The organism is Streptomyces sp. IBSNAI002 (genome assembly GCF_052244475.1).
Taxonomy (GTDB): domain Bacteria; phylum Actinomycetota; class Actinomycetes; order Streptomycetales; family Streptomycetaceae; genus Streptomyces.
The window spans coordinates 2,129,573-2,148,983 of sequence record NZ_JBQPXG010000002.1; the positions used below are offsets into that span (position 1 = coordinate 2,129,573).

The 19,411-nt window shown below is 70.2% G+C and carries 16 protein-coding genes, 1 rRNA gene and 1 pseudogene; 7 read left to right on the forward strand and 11 right to left on the reverse strand.

The window, feature by feature from the left end:
• Positions 1–180 precede the first annotated feature (180 nt).
• Both ACTVZO_RS10355 and ACTVZO_RS10360 read right to left on the reverse strand, forming a co-directional pair.
• Positions 181–1,705 (reverse strand): 16S ribosomal RNA (locus ACTVZO_RS10355).
• 564 nt (positions 1,706–2,269) lie between these two features.
• Positions 2,270–2,911, reverse strand: a complete 642-nt coding sequence (locus ACTVZO_RS10360) for a DNA-3-methyladenine glycosylase (protein ID WP_443298096.1) — start codon at positions 2,909–2,911, stop codon at positions 2,270–2,272.
• 97 nt (positions 2,912–3,008) lie between these two features.
• Here ACTVZO_RS10360 and ACTVZO_RS10365 point away from each other — a divergent pair, with 97 nt between their 5' ends.
• The 3 genes from ACTVZO_RS10365 (at position 3,009) to ACTVZO_RS10375 (ending at position 5,041) form a co-directional block, all read left to right on the forward strand.
• Positions 3,009–3,791 carry a sporulation protein gene (locus ACTVZO_RS10365; protein ID WP_443298097.1) on the forward strand — a complete coding sequence of 261 codons (783 nt, stop codon included), beginning with the start codon at positions 3,009–3,011 and terminating at the stop codon, positions 3,789–3,791.
• Positions 3,792–3,830: 39 nt separating this feature from the next.
• Positions 3,831–4,364 carry a YbhB/YbcL family Raf kinase inhibitor-like protein gene (locus tag ACTVZO_RS10370; protein ID WP_443298098.1) on the forward strand — a complete coding sequence of 178 codons (534 nt, stop codon included), beginning with the start codon at positions 3,831–3,833 and terminating at the stop codon, positions 4,362–4,364.
• 149 nt (positions 4,365–4,513) lie between these two features.
• Positions 4,514–5,041: an HNH endonuclease gene (locus ACTVZO_RS10375; protein ID WP_384231694.1), complete on the forward strand. Its 528-nt coding sequence runs from the start codon at positions 4,514–4,516 to the stop codon at positions 5,039–5,041.
• A 36-nt stretch (positions 5,042–5,077) separates the two neighbouring features.
• On the opposite strand, the gene ACTVZO_RS10380 is transcribed toward ACTVZO_RS10375, so the two are convergent.
• From ACTVZO_RS10380 to ACTVZO_RS10395, 4 genes are all read right to left on the reverse strand, one after another.
• A complete protein-coding gene (locus ACTVZO_RS10380; protein ID WP_443303111.1) occupies positions 5,078–5,848 on the reverse strand; it encodes a sulfite exporter TauE/SafE family protein in 771 nt (256 codons plus the stop codon).
• Between the two features lie 148 nt (positions 5,849–5,996).
• Positions 5,997–6,974 carry an SPFH domain-containing protein gene (locus ACTVZO_RS10385; RefSeq protein WP_443298099.1) on the reverse strand — a complete coding sequence of 326 codons (978 nt, stop codon included), beginning with the start codon at positions 6,972–6,974 and terminating at the stop codon, positions 5,997–5,999.
• 84 nt (positions 6,975–7,058) lie between these two features.
• Positions 7,059–7,487: an NfeD family protein gene (locus ACTVZO_RS10390; protein ID WP_362583903.1), complete on the reverse strand. Its 429-nt coding sequence runs from the start codon at positions 7,485–7,487 to the stop codon at positions 7,059–7,061.
• Between the two features lie 59 nt (positions 7,488–7,546).
• Positions 7,547–8,341: an ABC transporter ATP-binding protein gene (locus ACTVZO_RS10395; RefSeq protein WP_443298100.1), complete on the reverse strand. Its 795-nt coding sequence runs from the start codon at positions 8,339–8,341 to the stop codon at positions 7,547–7,549.
• A gap of 134 nt (positions 8,342–8,475) precedes the next feature.
• Here ACTVZO_RS10395 and ACTVZO_RS10400 point away from each other — a divergent pair, with 134 nt between their 5' ends.
• Positions 8,476–9,264 carry a hypothetical protein gene (locus tag ACTVZO_RS10400; RefSeq protein ID WP_443298101.1) on the forward strand — a complete coding sequence of 263 codons (789 nt, stop codon included), beginning with the start codon at positions 8,476–8,478 and terminating at the stop codon, positions 9,262–9,264.
• A gap of 177 nt (positions 9,265–9,441) precedes the next feature.
• Here ACTVZO_RS10400 and ACTVZO_RS10405 read toward each other — a convergent pair whose 3' ends face one another.
• The 3 genes and pseudogenes from ACTVZO_RS10405 to ACTVZO_RS10415 form a co-directional block, all read right to left on the reverse strand.
• The gene (locus tag ACTVZO_RS10405; protein ID WP_443303112.1) at positions 9,442–9,687 is read right to left on the reverse strand and encodes a chaplin; all 246 of its coding nucleotides are present in this window, start codon (positions 9,685–9,687) and stop codon (positions 9,442–9,444) included.
• 148 nt (positions 9,688–9,835) lie between these two features.
• A complete protein-coding gene (locus tag ACTVZO_RS10410; RefSeq protein ID WP_443298102.1) occupies positions 9,836–10,498 on the reverse strand; it encodes a response regulator in 663 nt (220 codons plus the stop codon).
• A pseudogene (locus ACTVZO_RS10415) lies at positions 10,491–11,635 on the reverse strand (GAF domain-containing sensor histidine kinase). Before ACTVZO_RS10415 ends, ACTVZO_RS10410 begins: the two are co-directional and overlap by 8 nt.
• A 602-nt stretch (positions 11,636–12,237) precedes the next feature.
• Here ACTVZO_RS10415 and ACTVZO_RS10420 point away from each other — a divergent pair.
• Entirely contained in the window at positions 12,238–12,906 is a 669-nt protein-coding gene (locus tag ACTVZO_RS10420; RefSeq protein WP_443298103.1) for a transglycosylase SLT domain-containing protein, read from the forward strand.
• A gap of 107 nt (positions 12,907–13,013) precedes the next feature.
• On the opposite strand, the gene ACTVZO_RS10425 is transcribed toward ACTVZO_RS10420, so the two are convergent.
• Positions 13,014–15,530 (reverse strand): FHA domain-containing protein, encoded by a 2,517-nt coding sequence (locus tag ACTVZO_RS10425; RefSeq protein ID WP_443298104.1) that lies wholly within the window; start codon positions 15,528–15,530, stop codon positions 13,014–13,016.
• A 221-nt stretch (positions 15,531–15,751) separates the two neighbouring features.
• On the opposite strand from ACTVZO_RS10425, the gene ACTVZO_RS10430 reads away from it, so the two are divergent.
• Positions 15,752–17,443 carry a streptophobe family protein gene (locus ACTVZO_RS10430; RefSeq protein WP_443298105.1) on the forward strand — a complete coding sequence of 564 codons (1,692 nt, stop codon included), beginning with the start codon at positions 15,752–15,754 and terminating at the stop codon, positions 17,441–17,443.
• Positions 17,444–17,513: 70 nt separating this feature from the next.
• Positions 17,514–18,713 (forward strand): phosphoserine phosphatase SerB, encoded by a 1,200-nt coding sequence (gene serB / locus ACTVZO_RS10435; protein WP_443298106.1) that lies wholly within the window; start codon positions 17,514–17,516, stop codon positions 18,711–18,713.
• 97 nt (positions 18,714–18,810) lie between these two features.
• On the opposite strand, the gene ACTVZO_RS10440 is transcribed toward serB, so the two are convergent.
• On the reverse strand, positions 18,811–19,332 hold the full coding sequence (locus ACTVZO_RS10440) for a SixA phosphatase family protein (protein ID WP_443298107.1): 522 nt from the start codon (positions 19,330–19,332) through the stop codon (positions 18,811–18,813).
• Positions 19,333–19,411 lie beyond the last annotated feature (79 nt).

Genomic DNA, 19,411 nt, shown 5'->3' on the forward strand with positions numbered 1-19,411 from the left:
ACCATACGGCCGTACCTTCAGGACCCAACAACGTGCCAAGCATCTTCGTTCGTCCATCTCCTCTTTCCACGCCGAAGCAGTACTCGAGAACCATCAGGCCGAAGATGCCAACTAATCAACGTTCCACCCATGAGCTGACCGTGCAGAACATTTGCCTGCAATCGGTACTGTGCTCCTTAGAAAGGAGGTGATCCAGCCGCACCTTCCGGTACGGCTACCTTGTTACGACTTCGTCCCAATCGCCAGTCCCACCTTCGACAGCTCCCTCCCTTACGGGTTGGGCCACCGGCTTCGGGTGTTACCGACTTTCGTGACGTGACGGGCGGTGTGTACAAGGCCCGGGAACGTATTCACCGCAGCAATGCTGATCTGCGATTACTAGCAACTCCGACTTCATGGGGTCGAGTTGCAGACCCCAATCCGAACTGAGACCGGCTTTTTGAGATTCGCTCCACCTTGCGGTATCGCAGCTCATTGTACCGGCCATTGTAGCACGTGTGCAGCCCAAGACATAAGGGGCATGATGACTTGACGTCGTCCCCACCTTCCTCCGAGTTGACCCCGGCGGTCTCCTGTGAGTCCCCATCACCCCGAAGGGCATGCTGGCAACACAGGACAAGGGTTGCGCTCGTTGCGGGACTTAACCCAACATCTCACGACACGAGCTGACGACAGCCATGCACCACCTGTATACCGACCACAAGGGGGGCACTATCTCTAATGCTTTCCGGTATATGTCAAGCCTTGGTAAGGTTCTTCGCGTTGCGTCGAATTAAGCCACATGCTCCGCTGCTTGTGCGGGCCCCCGTCAATTCCTTTGAGTTTTAGCCTTGCGGCCGTACTCCCCAGGCGGGGAACTTAATGCGTTAGCTGCGGCACCGACGACGTGGAATGTCGCCAACACCTAGTTCCCAACGTTTACGGCGTGGACTACCAGGGTATCTAATCCTGTTCGCTCCCCACGCTTTCGCTCCTCAGCGTCAGTAATGGCCCAGAGATCCGCCTTCGCCACCGGTGTTCCTCCTGATATCTGCGCATTTCACCGCTACACCAGGAATTCCGATCTCCCCTACCACACTCTAGCTAGCCCGTATCGAATGCAGACCCGAGGTTAAGCCTCGGGCTTTCACATCCGACGTGACAAGCCGCCTACGAGCTCTTTACGCCCAATAATTCCGGACAACGCTTGCGCCCTACGTATTACCGCGGCTGCTGGCACGTAGTTAGCCGGCGCTTCTTCTGCAGGTACCGTCACTTTCGCTTCTTCCCTGCTGAAAGAGGTTTACAACCCGAAGGCCGTCATCCCTCACGCGGCGTCGCTGCATCAGGCTTTCGCCCATTGTGCAATATTCCCCACTGCTGCCTCCCGTAGGAGTCTGGGCCGTGTCTCAGTCCCAGTGTGGCCGGTCGCCCTCTCAGGCCGGCTACCCGTCGTCGCCTTGGTGGGCCATTACCCCACCAACAAGCTGATAGGCCGCGGGCTCATCCTTCACCGCCGGAGCTTTCAACCCCCGCCCATGCAGGCAGGAGTGGTATCCGGTATTAGACCCCGTTTCCAGGGCTTGTCCCAGAGTGAAGGGCAGATTGCCCACGTGTTACTCACCCGTTCGCCACTAATCCACCCCGAAGGGCTTCATCGTTCGACTTGCATGTGTTAAGCACGCCGCCAGCGTTCGTCCTGAGCCAGGATCAAACTCTCCATGAATGTTTAGCCCGTAATCGGGTGCACACATCACGTAGAGCGGGACGATCATGTCGGAATAAGACCGACCGTCCACTGCGTCCTCGCTGTGTAATTGCCTGCAAGCACTCCACAAGGAAGCCTCACAGGTCTTTTTCAAAGGAACCTCGATCCACCGAAGTGGAACGGGGTATCAACTTCTGGCGTTGATTTTTGGCACGCTGTTGAGTTCTCAAGGAACGGACGCTTCCTTTGTACTCACCCTCAGTAACACTTACTGGGGCTTTCCTCCGGGCTTTCGTTCTGTCGTTCTTGCGTTTCCAACTCTACCAGATCATTTCCTTCGCCGTTTCCGGCTTGGATTTGAATTCGGTGACCGTTGGGGGTCTGTGCCTTGCGGCGCTCCGCTACATTAGCGCTTATCCCTTGTCATTCATAATCGAGTGACCGGCGAAGGAATTCGGGCATGCCGAATAGGACCCCGCCAGGGGTAAGTCGTAGGTAGTGGGTTGGCCGCTCCGGGGGTCTGCCGATGGCAGTGCCCCGTTCAAGCGGCTCGGGCTACGTTAGGCGTCCGGCAGAGCCGAGTCAAGTTGAACGGCGGCGTGGCGCGTGGGCGCGGTACGGGCTCACCGTCGGGTCGTGGGTGATCCAGAAGCGGTACGGATGGGTCGCGCCGGCGCCGCCGACTCCGGTGCGCGGCCCGCTGCTCACCAGGTCGGGTGAGGTGGCGGTGCCTTCGAGGAGGGACAGGGCGGAATCGGGGCCGCCGCAGAGGTCCGTGCCGTCGAGGGAGCGGTCCACGTCCAGTGCGGTGGCGAGCCGGGCCGGGCCTTTGGCTAGTTCTCTCGGGTATCTGGCGGAAAGTCGGCGTTTGGATGCCAGGTCGGCGCCCACCGTGATCTCACCCGCGCGCAGGAGTACGCCGCTCGCGTGGCCCGGCGGGCCGCACACCAGGTTGAGGCTGAACCACATGCCGTAGATGAAGTAGACGTACGCGTGTCCGGGAGGACCGAACATCGATGCGTTGCGGGCCGTGCGGCCGCGGTAGGCGTGGGAGCCCGGGTCGGACTCGCCCTCGTACGCCTCCACCTCCGTGATGCGCAGTTCGATCGGGCCGTCCGGGCCGCGGCGGACCAGGGTGCGGCCGAGGAGGTCCGGGGCCACGGTGAGGACCGGGCGGTCGAAGAAGGACCGGGGAAGGGGCGTACGGTCGGGGCGCGCGCTCATCCGGTCGAGCGTAGTGGAACGCGTACCGCTGCAACCGGGGCCTAAGGTTCCGCGTTGGTAAGGGGTAGTCGCACAAGCCTTCAAGGGGAGTCAGAGCATGGGGTTCAAGAAGCTGTTCGCGAGCCTGGGTGCCGGTGGTGCTTCGGTGGACACGATCATCACCGAGCCGAACGTGGCACCGGGCGGGGTCGTCCAGGGCGAGGTCCGGATCCAGGGCGGATCCGTGGAGCAGCAGATCGAGGGGCTGTCCGTCGGGCTGCAGGCGCGTGTCGAGGTCGAGGGCGGTGACCAGGAGTACAAGCAGGACGTCGTCTTCACCAAGCAGCGTCTCGGCGGTGCCTTCCAGGTGCAGGCCGGCGCGGTGCACGTGGTGCCCTTCGCGCTGGAGATCCCCTGGGAGACGCCCATCACCCACTTCGGGGGCCAGCACCTGCACGGGATGAACATCGGGGTGAGCACCGAGCTGGAGATCGCGCGTGCGGTCGACGCGGGCGACCTCGACCCGATCAACGTGCACCCGGTTCAGGCGCAGCAGGCGATCCTCGACGCCTTCCGTCAGCTGGGCTTCACCTTCCGCAGTGCGGACATGGAGCGCGGGCACATCCGGGGGACGCGGCAGACGCTGCCCTTCTACCAGGAGATCGAGTTCCTGCCGCCGTCGCAGTACCGGGGGCTGAACCAGGTCGAGCTGACCTTCGTCACGGACGGCCGGGAGATGGACGTCGTCCTGGAGATGGACAAGAAGCCGGGGCTGTTCAGCGAGGGCAGTGACACCTACCGCTGCTTCCAGGTGGGGCTGCAGTCGTACCAGGAGACGGACTGGGCGGCGTACCTGAACCAGTGGATCGCGTCGGTCGGTTCGCAGCGCAACTGGTTCTAGGCTCGGGCCCGTACACGTATCCGAGCAGGAGGTACAGCAGTGACCGAGCAGAGCAGGGCGCCCCTTCCGCACGAGTTCCACCCCGAGGTGCACGCCTTCACGGTGACGAGTGCGGATCTCTCGCCGGGCGCCGATCTGGGTGACGCCCAGGTGCTCGAGGGCGGGAACGTGTCGCCGCAGCTGCGGTGGGAGGGGTTCCCGGAGGGGACGAAGAGCTTCGCCGTGACGTGCTTCGACCCGGACGCGCCCACGGGCAGCGGGTTCTGGCACTGGGTGCTCTTCGACCTGCCGGTCTCGGTCACCGAGCTGCCGGCCGGGGCGGGCAGCGGGAAGTTCGAGGGGCTGCCCGCGGGGGCCGTGCACGTACGGAACGACTACGGGACGAAGGACTTCGGCGGCGCCGCTCCCCCGGCCGGGGAGCGGCACCGGTACGTGTTCACCGTGTACGCGGTGGATCAGGAGAAGCTCGGGCCCGGCGGCGACGTGTCTCCGGCGGTGGTCGGGTTCAATCTGCGTTTCCACACGCTGGGGCGCGCCCAGCTGATCGGTGAGTACGAGGCACCCGCCGGCTGACAGTTCCCCGAGCGTTTGCCCGGTCCTGGTCTAAAGACGACCAGGACCGGGCATTTTTATTGCGTTGTCCCGCGTGGCGCCCGCGGCCAGAGTGGTTGCGGGCCCTGCCACACAGGTGGTCGCGGGCCTGCACACGGGAGGTGGGCGAGATGCGGGACACGCTGGTGCTGAATGCGAGCTTCGAGCCGCTGTCGACGGTGACCTTGAACCGGGCCGTGGTCCTGGTGCTCCAGGACAAGGCCGTGGTCGAACAGTCGCATCCCGAGCTGCGCGTGCGCGCCGCCACCATGGATCTTCCGATGCCCCGTGTGATCAGACTCTGCCGGTACGTCCGGGTGCCGTTCCGAAGACATGCTCCCTGGTCACGGAGGGGGGTGTTGGTCCGGGACCAACACCGGTGCGCGTACTGCGGGAAGCGCGCGACGACCGTGGACCACGTGCTGCCCAGGGCGCAGGGGGGCGGGGACACCTGGCTGAACACGGTGGCCTCGTGCGCCGAGGACAACCACCGCAAAGCGGCGCGGACTCCGGAGGAGGCGGGGATGCCGCTGCTGCGGAAGCCGTTCGTGCCGTCTCCGGCGGACGCGATGCTGCTGGCTCTGGGGGTGACGGGGCGGGAGGCCCTGCCGGAGTGGCTGGAGCGTTCCGGTTCCTCGTATGCCCCGTCCGCCGCGTAGTCGGGCCCGCTGGGCGACGTAACTCTGCTACGTCGCTCAGCGGAGCAGCAGCTGGACGATGGCGATGACGCCTACCGTGACGATGACTCCGCGCAGCACGGTGGGCGAGAGGCGGCGGCCGACCTTGGCGCCGATCTGGCCGCCGATGGTGGAGCCGACGGCGATGAGGAGCACGGCCGTCCAGTCGAAGGTCGCGACGAAGAGGAAGACGACGGCCGCGATGCCGTTCACCATGGCCGCGATGACGTTCTTCGCGGCGTTGATCCGTTGCAGGTCCTCGCGGAGCAGCAGGCCCATCAGGCCGACGTAGAGCACGCCATGGGCGGCCCCGAAGTAGCCCCCGTAGGCGCTGGAGAGCAGCATGCCGGAGAGCAGTACGGGGCCGCCGTCGGGGTGGCCGGGGTCTGCTCCCGCGGCCTCCTGGCGGCGGCGGAGGGCCGCGGCGAGCCGGGGCTGGAGGACGACGAGCAGGAGGGCCAGTCCGATGAGGACGGGCACGATCGTGTCGAAGGAGTCGGACGGCAGGGTGAGGAGCAGGACGGCGCCCGCGAGTCCGCCGACGAGGGACACGGCGCCGAGCCGGATGATGCGGGCGCGCTGGCCTTGGAGCTCCTTGCGGTAGCCGATGGCTCCGCTGATGGAACCGGGCACCAGGCCGAGGGTGTTGGACACGTTGGCGGTGACCGGCGGCAGGCCGGTGGCGAGCAGCACCGGGAAGGTGATCAGGGTGCCGGAACCGACGATGGTGTTGATGGTGCCGGCGCCGATGCCGGCGGCGAAGACCGCGAGTGATTCCCAGACGGACATCGAGAACATGGACATGGACGGGGCCATTCCCTTTGCATCAGGTGGTCGCCTCCCCGCCATGAAGGTCGAGGGGCCTCACCGATCATGCAGCACGAGGCGGGCCGGGGTGGAGGGGGCGGGGCCGGTCGGGCCCTGCCCCGGGCGCGTCCTAGTCGATCGGGGGCTGTTCGCGGCGGTCGGCGCCGGCCTTGTCGGCCGTACCGGAGCCGCCCTTGCCGGAGTTCTGCGGGTTGAAGCCGGAGCCGCCGCCCATCGGGCCGAAGTTGCCCATGGCTCCCGAGAGGCCCTTGAGTGCGTCTCCGATCTCGCTGGGCACGATCCAGAGCTTGTTGGCGTCGCCTTCGGCGATCTTGGGGAGCATCTGGAGGTACTGGTAGGCGAGGAGCTTCTGGTCGGCGTCGCCGGCGTGGATGGACTCGAAGACGGTGCGGATGGCCTGGGCCTCGCCCTCGGCGCGCAGGGCTGCGGCCTTTGCCTCGCCCTCGGCGCGGAGGATGGAGGACTGCTTCTCGCCTTCGGCGCGCAGGATCTCGGACTGCCGGACGCCCTCGGCCTGGAGGATGGCGGCGCGCTTGTCGCGGTCGGCGCGCATCTGCTTCTCCATCGAGTCCTGGATGGAGGTCGGCGGCTCGATGGCCTTGAGCTCGACGCGGTTGACGCGGATGCCCCACTTGCCGGTGGCCTCGTCGAGGACCCCGCGCAGGGCGGCGTTGATCTCCTCGCGGGAGGTGAGGGTCCGTTCCAGGTCCATGCCGCCGATGATGTTGCGCAGGGTGGTCACGGTGAGCTGCTCGATGGCCTGGATGTAGCTCGCCACTTCGTACGTCGCGGCGCGGGCGTCGGTCACCTGGTAGTAGATGACGGTGTCGATGTTGACGACCAGGTTGTCCTGGGTGATCACCGGCTGCGGCGGGAAGGGGACGACCTGTTCGCGGAGGTCGATCCGGTTGCGGATCGAGTCGATGAACGGGACGACGATGTTGAGGCCCGCGTTGAGGGTGCGGGTGTAGCGGCCGAACCGCTCGACGATGGCGGCGCTGGCCTGCGGGATCACCTGGATCGTCTTGACCAGTGCGATGAAGACCAGAACCACCAGAATGATCAGGACGATGATGATCGGTTGCATGCGGTTCCCCGTGCCCTTCCGGCTGTCTGTGCTGCCCCGTTGAGCGGAGTCTCGCAGACCCGGGGCCCGCGAGCAGGCTGCTTGTCACATCACGACGGCGGTCGCCCCGTCGATCTCGACGACGTCGACCGACTGGCCTGGTTCGAAGCTGGTGTCCGCGTCGAGGGTGCGCGCGGACCAGATCTCGCCGGCGAGCTTGATGCGGCCGCCGCTGCCGTCGACGCGTTCGAGGACGACGGCGCTGCGGCCCTTCAACGCGTCGATGCCGCTGCGGTGTTGGGGCCGTTGGTCGCGGTGCCGGTTGGCGATCGGCCGTACGACGGCGATGAGCGCGACCGAGACGGCCGCGAAGACGAGGACTTGGGCCACCACTCCCCCGCCGAGGGCCGCCGTGACGGCTGCCGCCACCGCCCCGGCGGCGAACATGCCGAACTCCGGCATCGCGGTGAGGACGAGGGGGATGCCCAGTCCGACCGCGCCGATGAGCCACCACACCCATGCGTCGATGTCCACATGGTCATGGTAAGTCGGGTGGGCGCGGTCGGGACAGGGTGCGTGGTGCGTGGGCCGTCCTAGCCGAGCGGGAGGCCCTGGGCGGTCCAGCGGTCGTTCCCGTTGCGCTCGACCACCAGCGGCAGGCCGAAGCAGAGCGAGAGGTTGCGCGAGGTGAGTTCGAGGTCGATCGGGCCCGCGGTGACGACCTTGCCCTGACGGATCATCAGGACGTGGGTGAAGCCGGGGGCGATCTCCTCGACGTGGTGCGTGACCATGACCATGGAGGGCGCGAGCGGGTCGCGGGCGAGCCGGCCGAGGCGGCGTACGAGGTCCTCGCGGCCGCCGAGGTCCAGGCCGGCGGCGGGCTCGTCGAGGAGCAGCAGCTCGGGGTCGGTCATCAGGGCGCGGGCGATCAGCGTGCGCTTGCGCTCGCCCTCGGAGAGGGTGCCGAACTTCCGGTCGAGGTAGTCCGTCATGCCGAGGCGGTCGAGGAAGGCGCGGGCGCGCTGCTCGTCGACGTCCTCGTACTCCTCCTGCCAGGTCGCCGTCATGCCGTACGCGGCGGTGAGGACGGTCTGCAGGACGGTCTGGCGCTTGGGCAGCTTGTCGGCCATGGCGATGCCGGCGACGCCGATGCGGGGGCGCAGCTCGAAGACGTCCACCTTGCCGAGGGTGCTGCCGAGGATGGAGGCGGCGCCCTTGGTGGGGAAGAGGTAGCTGGAGGCGAGGTTCAGCAGCGTGGTCTTGCCGGCGCCGTTGGGGCCGAGGATCACCCAGCGCTCCCCCTCCTTCACCGACCAGGAGACCTGGTCCACCAGAGCCCGGCCCTCGCGGACCACGGATACGTCCACCAGTTCCAGAACATCGCTCATGAGCGCGTTGTCTCCCCTTGCAGTGTCGGTTCGTCTGTGCGCCTTTAGGCGCAGCCCCAGGGGAAAACCTACGCCACTCGGGAAGGAGTGCGGGGCCGGGGCCGGGCCTGGGCGCGGGTCCGTAGAGTTGGGGGATGCTTTTCGAACCACGTTCAGGGCGGCTGGCCGCCTGGGGGAACGCTCTGCTGGCCGGTCTGGTTTCGCCCGACGAGGCCGTTGTGTCGATCGTGGCCGAGGACGCCGTGCACCGGGTGTCGGGCCTGCCGGGGGAACCGGGCCCGGTCGGCCTGACGCTGGCGCTGGGACGGCTGCGGGCGCTGGGGGTGACCGGGCTGCGGCTGGCGCTGCCGGCGCCGGGGCATCCACTGGGGCTGAGCGGCCCGGCGGAGTTCAACGCGCGGGCGCTGGACGCGGAGGAGGCGGTGGTGTGCGTGGGCGCTGCGCTGGGCCTGGTGCCGGAGGTGGCCGAGGCCGGGCCCGCCGGTGACGTGCACGTCTCGGTGACCTGGCACTGCCTGCCGGTGCGGGAGGCCCCGCCGGCGGACGTGCCTTCTCTCGGCGAGGCGGAGCGGGAGCTGGCGGAGGCGCTGCGCGAGGCGACCGTGGTGCTGACCCGGCTGGACGTGGCGGGGTCGGGGCCGGTGGCGGAGGCCGCGGTGTCGGCGTACCGGGCGCGGGCTGAGGGGGCCGGGCGGGAGCTGCTGTCGCCGGGGTACCCGCAGCGGGCGGTACGGGTGCTGGCGCTGGCGCAGCGGGTGGACCTGCTGGTGTCCCTGGCGTACGAGAAGGGGCACGGGGGCGCGGTCGCGGCCTCGGAGATGGCGGCGCGGGCCGAGGCCTTGCGGCCGGTGGAGCGGGTGGCCCGGCGGGCGCTGGTCGCGGCGTACAACGCGGCGGTGGAGGACCGCGAGCGCAACGCCTAGGCGGCTGCGCCTGGGCTCGGCGGTGTGCGCGGGCCGGCTGTGCCCGAGCTCCTGGGGCTCCGCCCCAGACCCCGCGCCCCAGACCCCGCGCCTCAATCGCCGGCGGGGCTGGGGACGGCTCGGCCCCGCTTCCCGGGGAGAGGGGGGAAGCGGGGCCGTCGGCTCCCGGGAGCGGGGTCAGGCGTTGACGCCCGTGTTGCCCCAGACGCCGTTGAGCAGGCCGATCACGGTGGCGGTGTTGCCGACCACGTTCACGGGGACGTGGACCGGGACCTGGAGCAGGTTCCCGGAGGCCACGCCGGGCGAGTTCAGGGCCTCGCCCTCCGCCGACGCACCGCCGTGCGCCGAGGAGACACCCGCGCCGGCGGCGACGAGGCCGCCCGCGATCATGGTGACGGCTGCGGCCTTCTTGATGTTCTTCACGTTCTCGTCCTCCAGTACGTCGACCGCGACCAGCCGTCGCGGCACGCCATGGAGAACGGTCACCCGGCGATCGGGATACGCCATGTGGGCTACTTACACCCGACCGTATGAATCTCAGTCCGGAACGAGACGATCCGATATTCGCCGGTCACTCGGCGATTCCGTGCCTGACCGCCCACAACGCGGCCTGCGTCCGGTCCGAGAGGTCCAGCTTCATCAGGATGTTCGAGACGTGCGTCTTGACCGTCTTCTCGGAGAGGACGAGCGCACGGGCGATCTCCCGGTTGGACCGGCCGTCCGCGACCAGGCCGAGGACCTCGCGCTCGCGGTCGGTCAGCGAGCCCGGCCGGCCCGAGGACGCGCTCTGGTCCTCCTGCGCGAGCAGCACCTCCGCCACCTCGGGCTGGAGGAGGACGTGTCCGGCGTGGACCGAGCGGATGGCTCCGGCCAGGGCGTCGGGGTCGATGTCCTTGTAGACGTATCCGGCCGCGCCCGCGCGCAGGGCGGGGACCACGGTGCGCTGCTCGGTGAAGCTGGTGACGATCAGCACCCGCGCCGGGTTCGCCAGCCCGCGCAGCCTGCGCAGCGCCTCGATGCCGTCGGTGCCCGGCATCTTGATGTCCATGAGGATGACGTCGGGCCGCAGCTCCTCGGCGCGGGCGATGCCCTCCTCGCCCTCGGACGCCTCGCCGACCACCTCGATGTCCTCCTGGACCTCCAGGAAGGTGCGCAGGCCCCGCCTGACCACCTGGTGGTCGTCCACCAGCAGTACCCGGATGCGGCTGCCGCTCCGGCCGGTGCTGTCAGCCACCGGGGACCTCCATCTCGATCGTGGTGCCCTTGCCGGGCTCCGAGTGCACGGCGAGCCGGCCTCCGACGCCGCTCGCCCGGTCCCGCATGGAGACCAGTCCCAGGTGGCGGCCCGCGCGGCGGACGGTACCGGGGTCGAATCCCTTGCCGGAGTCGGCGACCTTCAGGACCGCTCCCCCGGCGCGGTCGCGGCCAGGGTCACCTCGACGCGGTCGGCGCCCGAGTGGCGCAGGGCGTTGTGGAGGGCTTCCTGGGCCACCCGCAGGAGTGCTTCCTCCTGGGTCGCGGGCAGTGCCCGTACTCCGTCACAGGTGAAGGTGACGTGCGCGGTGTGGGCGCGGTCGAGCACCTGGACCTGTGTGCGCAGGGTGGCGACCAGGCCGTCCTCGTCCAGTGCGGCCGGCCGGAGCTCGGTGACGGCGGCGCGCAGTTCGTCGGCGGCCTCGGCGGCCAGGGCGGCGACCTGCTGGAGCTCCTCCTTGGCGCGGGCCGGGTCGCGGTCCACGAGGGCGGCGGCGGCCTGGGCGGTGAGGCGGAGCGAGAAGAGCTTCTGGCTGACGGCGTCGTGCAGCTCGTGGGCGAGCCGGGAGCGCTCCTCGGCGATGGTGAGCTCGCGGCTGCGCTCGTACAGCCGGGCGTTGGTGAGCGCGATCGCCGCGTGCTGGGCGAGGAGGGAGAGGAGTTCCTCGTCCTCGTCGGTGAAGCCGTGCCCCTGGCCCGGGGCGCCGCGCTTGTTGGCGAGGAAGAGGCAGCCGAGGGTCTCCTCGCCGTCCCGGACGGGCAGGCCGAGGAAGTCGGACATCTCGGGGTGCGCGGCCGGCCAGCCCTCGAAGCGCGGGTCCTCGCGTACGTCGGCCAGCCGCTCGGGGCCGTCCTGGTGGAGCATCGCGGCGAGGATGCCGTGCTGGCGGGGCAGCGGGCCGATGCTGCGCCACTGTTCGGCGCTGATGCCGTCCACGACGAACTGGGCGAAGCCGCCGTGGTCGTCCGGGACGCCCAGGGCCGCGTATTCGGCGTCCAGGAGCTCGCGGGCCGAGACGACGATCGTGCGCAGGACGTCGCGGACCTCCAGGCGGCGGCTCATGGCGAGCAGCGCCGTACTGACGGCTGCCAGGCCGCTGCGGGGTCCGGTCTGCATGCGCTCACCGTACTCGGGGGTGTGACCTGCGGGATCGGGCCGCGGTCGTAGGTCCAGCGGACGGGTGGGGGTAGGGCTCGCGGCCGGTCGCCTCGCGGCGGGACTGCATATAGGAGGAGGGACTGTATATAAGGGACATTCCTCCATGTCGTGCGGCCCGGGCGCCGGCACGGCAGCGGGGGCGGGAGCGGGACCCCGTACGGCCGGGGCAGGCGGAGGCGGCGGTCCGGCTCTGCCTCCGGGGGGAGTTCGGGGGCGGTCATCTGCTACTCAAGGATGAGACCGGTCACGGAGTGCGTTGCTTCAGCAACGCATGGTGAAACTGTTACGTGCCTGATGTGAGCCCGCACATAGGACCCACATCACTTACGAAGCTCCCTAGTGGACAGGTAAAGACCCTGTCAGCACGGGCGTGCGTAGCACCGGGGCCGGAAACCGGGCCTCGGTGCGCGCCCCTGATCCACTAAGCGGGATCGTACGTCACACCTTTGCCACAGGATTTTGCCGCCGCTAAGAATTGCTCCCGTCGCACAGCGCCGCGGATCCCCGGATCCCCGCGACGCCTTCCTGCGGCTCCCGCGATTCGAAGAGGTTGCCCCGCCATGTCTGCTTCCAGCACTCCCGGTCACAGTCGTCTGACGAAGGCACACAAGCTGTCCTTTGCCGGTGTCGCCACCCTCGGTGCCGCCGCGCTCGCCTTCTCCCTCGTCCCGGCCGGTGCCGCGGAGGGCGACACGGTCTCCGCCGCCCCCGTCGCCTGGACCAAGGTCGTCGACGGCGCCCAGACGCAGGCCGTGCAGCAGCACCTCTCCGCCCAGCTGGTCGTCGCGAACAAGGCGGCGAAGGACGCGGCCAAGGCCAAGGCCGACGCCGAGGCCGCCGCCAAGGCCAAGAAGGAGCGCGAGCAGCAGGAGGCCGCGAGCCGGTCCGCCGCCCGCACCCCCGTCTTCGCGAACAACCTGGACGGCTGGATCAAGGAAGCCCTCTTCATCATGAAGCGGGAGGGCATTCCGGGCTCGTACGCCGGAATCCACAAGAACATCATGCGCGAGTCCAGCGGTAACCCGATGGCGATCAACAACTGGGACATCAACGCCCAGAACGGCATCCCCAGCAAGGGTCTGCTCCAGGTCATCTACCCGACCTTCAAGACGTACCACGTCAAGGGCACCAAGTTCGACCAGTACGACCCGGTCGCCAACATCGTCGCCGCCTGCAACTACGCGGCCGACCGCTACGGCTCGATGGACAACGTCAACAGCGCCTACTAGGACGCCGACGCACGCCCACGGCATCAAGACCCCCCATGCGCCTGAGGGCGGCACCCGGATCTCCGGGTGCCGCCCTCAGGCGTTTTGGCGTGGCGCGCGGGCCGGGACTACTTGCCGGCGCGCATGACCTCGGGCTCGTGGCGGCGCAGCAGACGCTGCACCGCGAAGCCGCAGGCGATGCCGAGGAGCAGCAGGATGGTGATGTCGAGGCTCCACTGGCCGACCGTGGCGTCCCAGAGCGGGTCGGTGTTGGTCGGGTTGTCGCGGTCCCACGGCGGCATGAGCTGGCCGAGGTTCAGCGTGGTGCCGGCGGCGGCGACGGCCCAGCGGGACGGCATCAGCCAGGCGAACTGCTCCAGGCCCGGGGAGTCGTAGACCTGGAAGAGGATGCCGGTGAAGACGACCTGGACGATCGCGAACATGACGAGCAGCGGCATGGTCTTCTCGGAGGTCTTCACCAGCGAGGAGATCACCAGGCCGAACATCATCGAGGTGAAGCCGAGCGCGATGACCGATACGCAGAGCTCGACGGCCGGCGGCATCAGCAGGCCCTCGACGGGCAGGTCGCGGGGGGCGAAGCCGATCCCGCAGATGATCACGCCCTGGACGGCCGTGATGACGCCGAGGACGATCACCTTCGACATGAGGTACGCCGACCGGGACAGGCCCGTCGCGCGCTCACGCTCGTAGATCACGCGTTCCTTGATCAGCTCGCGGACCGAGTTCGCGGCGCCGGAGAAGCACATGCCGACCGCGAGGATCAGCATGATCGTGCCCGCGTCGCCGTTGAACTGGGACGGCGGCGTCGGCGGCGCGAGGCCGAAGGTCGCGGGGATGACCGTCGAGACGACGCCGAGGACCGCGGGCAGGATCAGCATCAGGCCGAGGAAGCCGCGGTCGGAGGCGATCACCGACACGTAGCGGCGGATCAGCGTCCACAGCTGCGAGCCCCAGCCCTGCGGCTTCGGCGGGCGCATCTGCTGGACCGGGGGCATCGCGACGGACTGCGGGGCGACCGCGTCGATGTCGGCGGCGTACAGCTGGTAGTGCTGCGAGCCCTTCCAGCGGCCGGCCCAGTCGTAGTCGCGGTAGTTCTCGAAGGAAGAGAAGACGTCGGCCCACGTGGTGTAGCCGAAGAAGTTCAGCGCCTCGTCCGGCGGGCCGAAGTACGCGACCGACCCGCCCGGGGCCATGACCAGCAGCTTGTCGCAGATGGCCAGCTCGGCGACGGAGTGGGTGACGACGAGGACCGTACGGCCGTCGTCGGCGAGGCCGCGCAGCAGCTGCATGACGTCGCGGTCCATGCCCGGGTCGAGGCCGGAGGTCGGCTCGTCCAGGAAGATCAGCGACGGCTTGGTGAGGAGCTCCAGGGCCACGGACACGCGCTTGCGCTGACCACCCGAGAGCGAGGTGATCTTCTTGTCCTTGTGGATGTCGAGCTTGAGCTCGCGCAGCACCTCGTTGATGCGTGCCTCGCGCTCGGACTCGGCGGTGTCGCCGGGGAAGCGCAGCTTGGCCGCGTACTTCAGGGCGGTGCTGACCTTCAGCTCCTTGTGCAGGATGTCGTCCTGCGGTACCAGGCCGATGCGCTGGCGGAGCTCCGCGAACTGCTTGTACAGGTTGCGGTTGTCGTAGAGGACGTCGCCCTGGTCGGCGGGCCGGTAGCCGGTCAGCGCCTTGAGGAGGGTCGACTTTCCGGAGCCGGACGGGCCGATGACGCCGATCAGCGACTTCTCCGGGACGCCGAAGGTGACGTCCTTGAGGATCTGCTTGCCGCCGTCGACGGTGACCGTCAGGTGGCGGGCCGAGAAGGAGACCTCGCCGGTGTCGACGAACTCCTCGAGGCGGTCGCCGACGATCCGGAACGTCGAGTGGCCGACGCCGACGATGTCGTTCGGGCCGAGCAGCGCGGTGCCGGACTTGGCCAGCGGCTGACCGTTGACGTAGGTGCCGTTGTGGCTGCCGAGGTCGTGGATCTCGAAGCGGCCGCCGGGCATGGAGCGGAACTCGGCGTGATGGCGGGAGACCTGGAGGTCGGAGACCACCAGCTCGTTCTCCAGCGCACGGCCGATGCGCATGACGTGCCCCAGCGAGAGCTGGTGGAACGTCGTCGGGCTGCGGTCGCCCCCGTGATGGGGAGCGGCCCCCTGCGCCGGGCGGGCCGCGGCCTGGCCGGCGCCCTGCTGCTGCGGGACGTGCGGCTGCGGGACGTGCGGCTGCTGCTCCCAGGCCCCGGGCTGGGGCTGCTGCTGCGGGGCCTGGTAGGCCGGGGCCTGCGGCTGGGCGTAGGCCTGGGCCGGGGCCTGCTGGGCCACGGCCGGTTGGGGCGCCGCGGCAGCGACGGGATTCAGCCGCGGCCCGTCGGTGGCGTTGCCCAGGTGGACCGGCGTGCCCGGCACGAGCTCGGCCTGCTGCACCCGGGCGCCGTGCACGTAGGTGCCGTTGGTGCTGCCGTGGTCCTCGATGCCCCAACCACGGCCGTTCCAGCTGATGGTGGCGTGTCGCCACGACACCCGGGCATCGTCGATCACCACGTCTCCCTGGGGGTCGCGCCCCAGCGAGTACGACCTGGACGGATCGAGCGTCCAGGTCCTTCCATTCAATTCCAGTACGAGTTCCGGCACTCCAGCCCCACTTAAGTCCCCCGAGAATCCCCCATGACGTCAGGGAGTCTAGGGATGGCGAACATCCGGGGGAACTATTTCAGGCCTGGGGCCACATGTGGAATCGGGGCGGTGCCGGGGCGTCTACGTCTGCCCGTTGACGGGGGCGAAAGTCACCCGGAGAGTGAGATACGGGACTTCTCGCCCGGCATTCCCGCTCCGCTCGCATCGGGGGACCGCTCATGCGCCGCATCCGTTGGGGAGACGTCCTGGTGTCCGCCGTCGCCGCCGCGGGCTGGTCGCTGGCGGCGATGGCCGGGGTCGCCGCGCTCGGGCTGCACCTGCTGGGGGCCGACGCGGCGGGGGGCTCGCTGGGGGCGATGACCGCGGCGGCGGTCGTCCTGGCCGTGGGCGGAACCGTGACCCCCTCGGGTGACGTGTCGGTCTTCGGGGCGGGGCTCGCGGGCGGTGCGGGCGGTGCGGGTGCCGAAGCCTCGCTGGACGTGATGCCGTTGGGGGTGGGGCTGGCCGGGGCCCTGGTGCTGGCGCACCTGTTCCTGCGTTCCCTGCGGGCGGGCGCCCCCGTCGCGGAGCTCCTGGCGCGGGCGGTGGTGGTCGTGGCGCTGTTCGTCGCGGCGGCGGGGGTGCTGGCGTGGGCCGGGCACGACGTGGTCACCCTCGACGGGGCGGCGCTGCCGAGGACCCCGGCCCGGATCGAGGTGCCGGGGATCGGGGACGTCGGCGGGCTGCTCCCGGACCGCATCGGGGACCTGATCGAGACGCGGACCCGGGTGGGGTTCTCGGTGGAACCGGGGCCGACCCTGCGGGCCGCGGGGGTGTGGGCCGCGGTGGTGCTCGCGCTGGCCCTGCTCGTCTCGCGGCGCGGGCCCGCGGCCTTCGCGCGGCTGCGGCCGGCCGCCTCGGCGGTGGTGGCGATGCTGCTGGCGGCGGTCGCGGCGGGACTGGCCGCGGCGGTGTGGGCGGCGCTGGGCGAGGAGCGGCCCGGGCGGGTACTGGGCGCGGCCCTGCTGGGTGCGCCGAACGGCAGCTGGGCGGGGGTGCTGCTGGGACTGTTCGTCCCGCTGGACGGCCGGGTCGGCGGTGAGCCGGCCCGGCTGCTGCCGGATCCGCTGGACGAGCTGCTGACGGGCGCCGCGCGGGAGCCGGTGACGGTGGCGCGCCTCGCGGAGTACGACGGGCGGGTGTGGCTGCTGGCGGCGGGGGCCGGGCTGCTGCTGCTCTACGCGGGCGTGCTGGCCGCCGTACGGACTCCGGGGCGTGGGATCACCGGGTGCGCGGCGCGGCTGTCGGCGGCGACCGGGGTGGCGCTGGCCGCGCTGGTGTGGCTGACGGCCCTGTCGGCGGACGCGTCCCTCGCGGTGCTGGGGGTGGACGTGGTCGACGCCGGGGTGGAGCTGCGGGGGTCCGTTCCGCTGGCCCTGACGCTGGGGGCGGTGTGGGGCGCGGTGGCCGGCGCCCTCGGCGCCCTCCTGGCCCGCCACCGCCGCGCCCCGCTGCCGCGGACGGGTCCCGGTGCGGCCGCGGGCCCCGGGTGGCCCGACCCGCGCGGGGCCCGCCCGGGGGCCGGACCCGGCCCCGGACCCGGCCCGGCCGGCCGGCCCGCGTGGCCCGCAGCCGGTGCCGGTGACCGGTGGCCCGATGCCCGCCGGGGCGAGGGGCCGGGGGCCGGGCGCGGATCCGGGGCGGCGGGCGGCGGCCCGGGCCGGCCCGACCCCGACGCGCCGACGGCCTCGTACGGCCAGGTCCCGCCGCCGGGCCGCCGGCCCGATCCGCACCAGGGGCCGGACGGGTCCTGGGACGTGACGGTGACCGGCATCCCGCCGCGGCCGCCCCGGCCGCCGAAGCCGCCGCGGCGGCCGCCGTTCACCCCGCCTCCCCCGCCGGGCAGCCCGCCGCCGCCGAAGCCGCGCTGACCGCCGGCGCCGTCTGAAGGGTGGGACGGGGGTCCTGCCTTCCGGGACGGGAAGATACGGTGAGGGCACCATGAGCGCATCGCAGACCTCCGACGTCCCCACCCTCCTCGTCAAGATCTTCGGCAAGGACCGTCCCGGGATCACCGCCGGGCTGTTCGACACCCTCGCCGCCTACTCCGTCGACGTCGTCGACATCGAGCAGGTCGTCACCCGTGGCCGCATCGTCCTGTGCGCCCTCGTCACCAAGCCGTCCGTCGGCACCGAGGGCGAGCTGCGGGCCACCGTCCACAGCTGGGCCGGATCGCTCAAGCTCCAGGCCGAGATCCTGTCCGGCACCGGTGACAACCGTCCGCGCGGCAGCGGCCGGTCGCACGTCACCGTGCTCGGGCACCCGCTCACCTCCGAGTCCACGGCGGCCATCGCCGCCCGGATCACCGCGACCGGCGGCAACATCGACCGTATCTTCCGGCTCGCCAAGTACCCGGTGACGGCAGTGGAGTTCGCCGTCTCCGGCTGCGAGACCGAGCCGCTGCGCACCGCGCTGGCCACGGCCGCCGCGCACATCGGCGTGGACGTGGCCGTCGTTTCGGCGGGGCTGCACCGCCGGGCCCAGCGGCTCGTCGTCATGGACGTGGACTCGACGCTCATCCAGGACGAGGTCATCGAGCTGTTCGCGGCGCACGCCGGGTGCGAGGACGAGGTCGCGGAGGTCACCGAGCGGGCCATGCGCGGCGAGCTGGACTTCGAGCAGTCGCTGCACGCCCGGGTGGCGCTGCTGGCGGGTCTGGACGCGTCCGTCGTGGACAAGGTCCGCTCCGAGGTGCGGCTGACCCCGGGTGCCCGGACGCTGATCCGCACGCTCAAGCGGCTCGGCTACCAGGTGGGCGTGGTCTCCGGCGGGTTCACCCAGGTGACGGACGATCTGCGGGAGCGGCTGGGGCTGGACTTCGCCTCCGCCAACACCCTGGAGATCGTCGACGGAAAGCTGACCGGCAAGGTGACCGGCGAGATCGTGGACCGGGCGGGCAAGGCGCGGCTGCTGCGCCGCTTCGCCGCGGAGGCCGAGGTGCCGCTGTCCCAGACGGTGGCGATCGGCGACGGTGCGAACGACCTGGACATGCTGAACGCGGCCGGGCTGGGCGTGGCCTTCAACGCCAAGCCGGTGGTCCGCGAGGCCGCGCACACGGCGGTGAACGTGCCGTTCCTGGACGCGGTGCTGTACCTGCTCGGGATCACCCGTGAGGAGATCGAGGCCGCCGACCTGGCCTGAGCGCCCCTGTCCGTACGACGTGGGAGGGCCCCGGCGGCCGGATCGGCTGCCGGGGCCCTCCCGTACGCGCTCCCCGCTCGGTGTTCCGGGGGCAGGCTCAGTGTTCCTGGGGGGTCCAGAAGTCGAGCAGGGTTCCGGCTCCGGGTTCCAGGGACTTCCACGGGCCGGCGAAGGAGACGACCGCGAGGGCGGCGGTCGGGAAGCCGCTCCGGGTCATCCGGGCCAGGGTGCCGTCCTGGGCGCGGCTGGACAGGATGTCGGCGAGGGCGTGCATGCCGGGGTTGTGACCGATCAGCAGGAGGTCGTCGACCTCGTCGGGGGTCTCGTTCAGCAGGGCGATGAGCTCGCCCGGCGAGGCCTCGTAGAGCCGCTCTTCGTAGTGGGTCTTCGGCCGGTGCGGCAGTTCCTGGACGGCGACCTTCCAGGTCTCGCGGGTGCGGGCGGCGGTGGAGCAGAGGGCCAGGTCGAAGGTGATGCCGGTTTCGGCCAGCTTCAGACCGACGGCCGCCGCCTCCGCGCGGCCGCGTTCCGCCAGCGGGCGGTCGTGGTCGGACACCTGTGGCCAGTCGGCCTTGGCGTGCCGGAGGAGGGCGATCCTGCGGGGTGTGTCGGCGCTCATGGCTCCCAGCTTCGCATGAAACGGGCCACGGGGCGCAGGGTGTTGAGGGCCCGCGTCCGGTGGTGAGGCACGGCCCGGC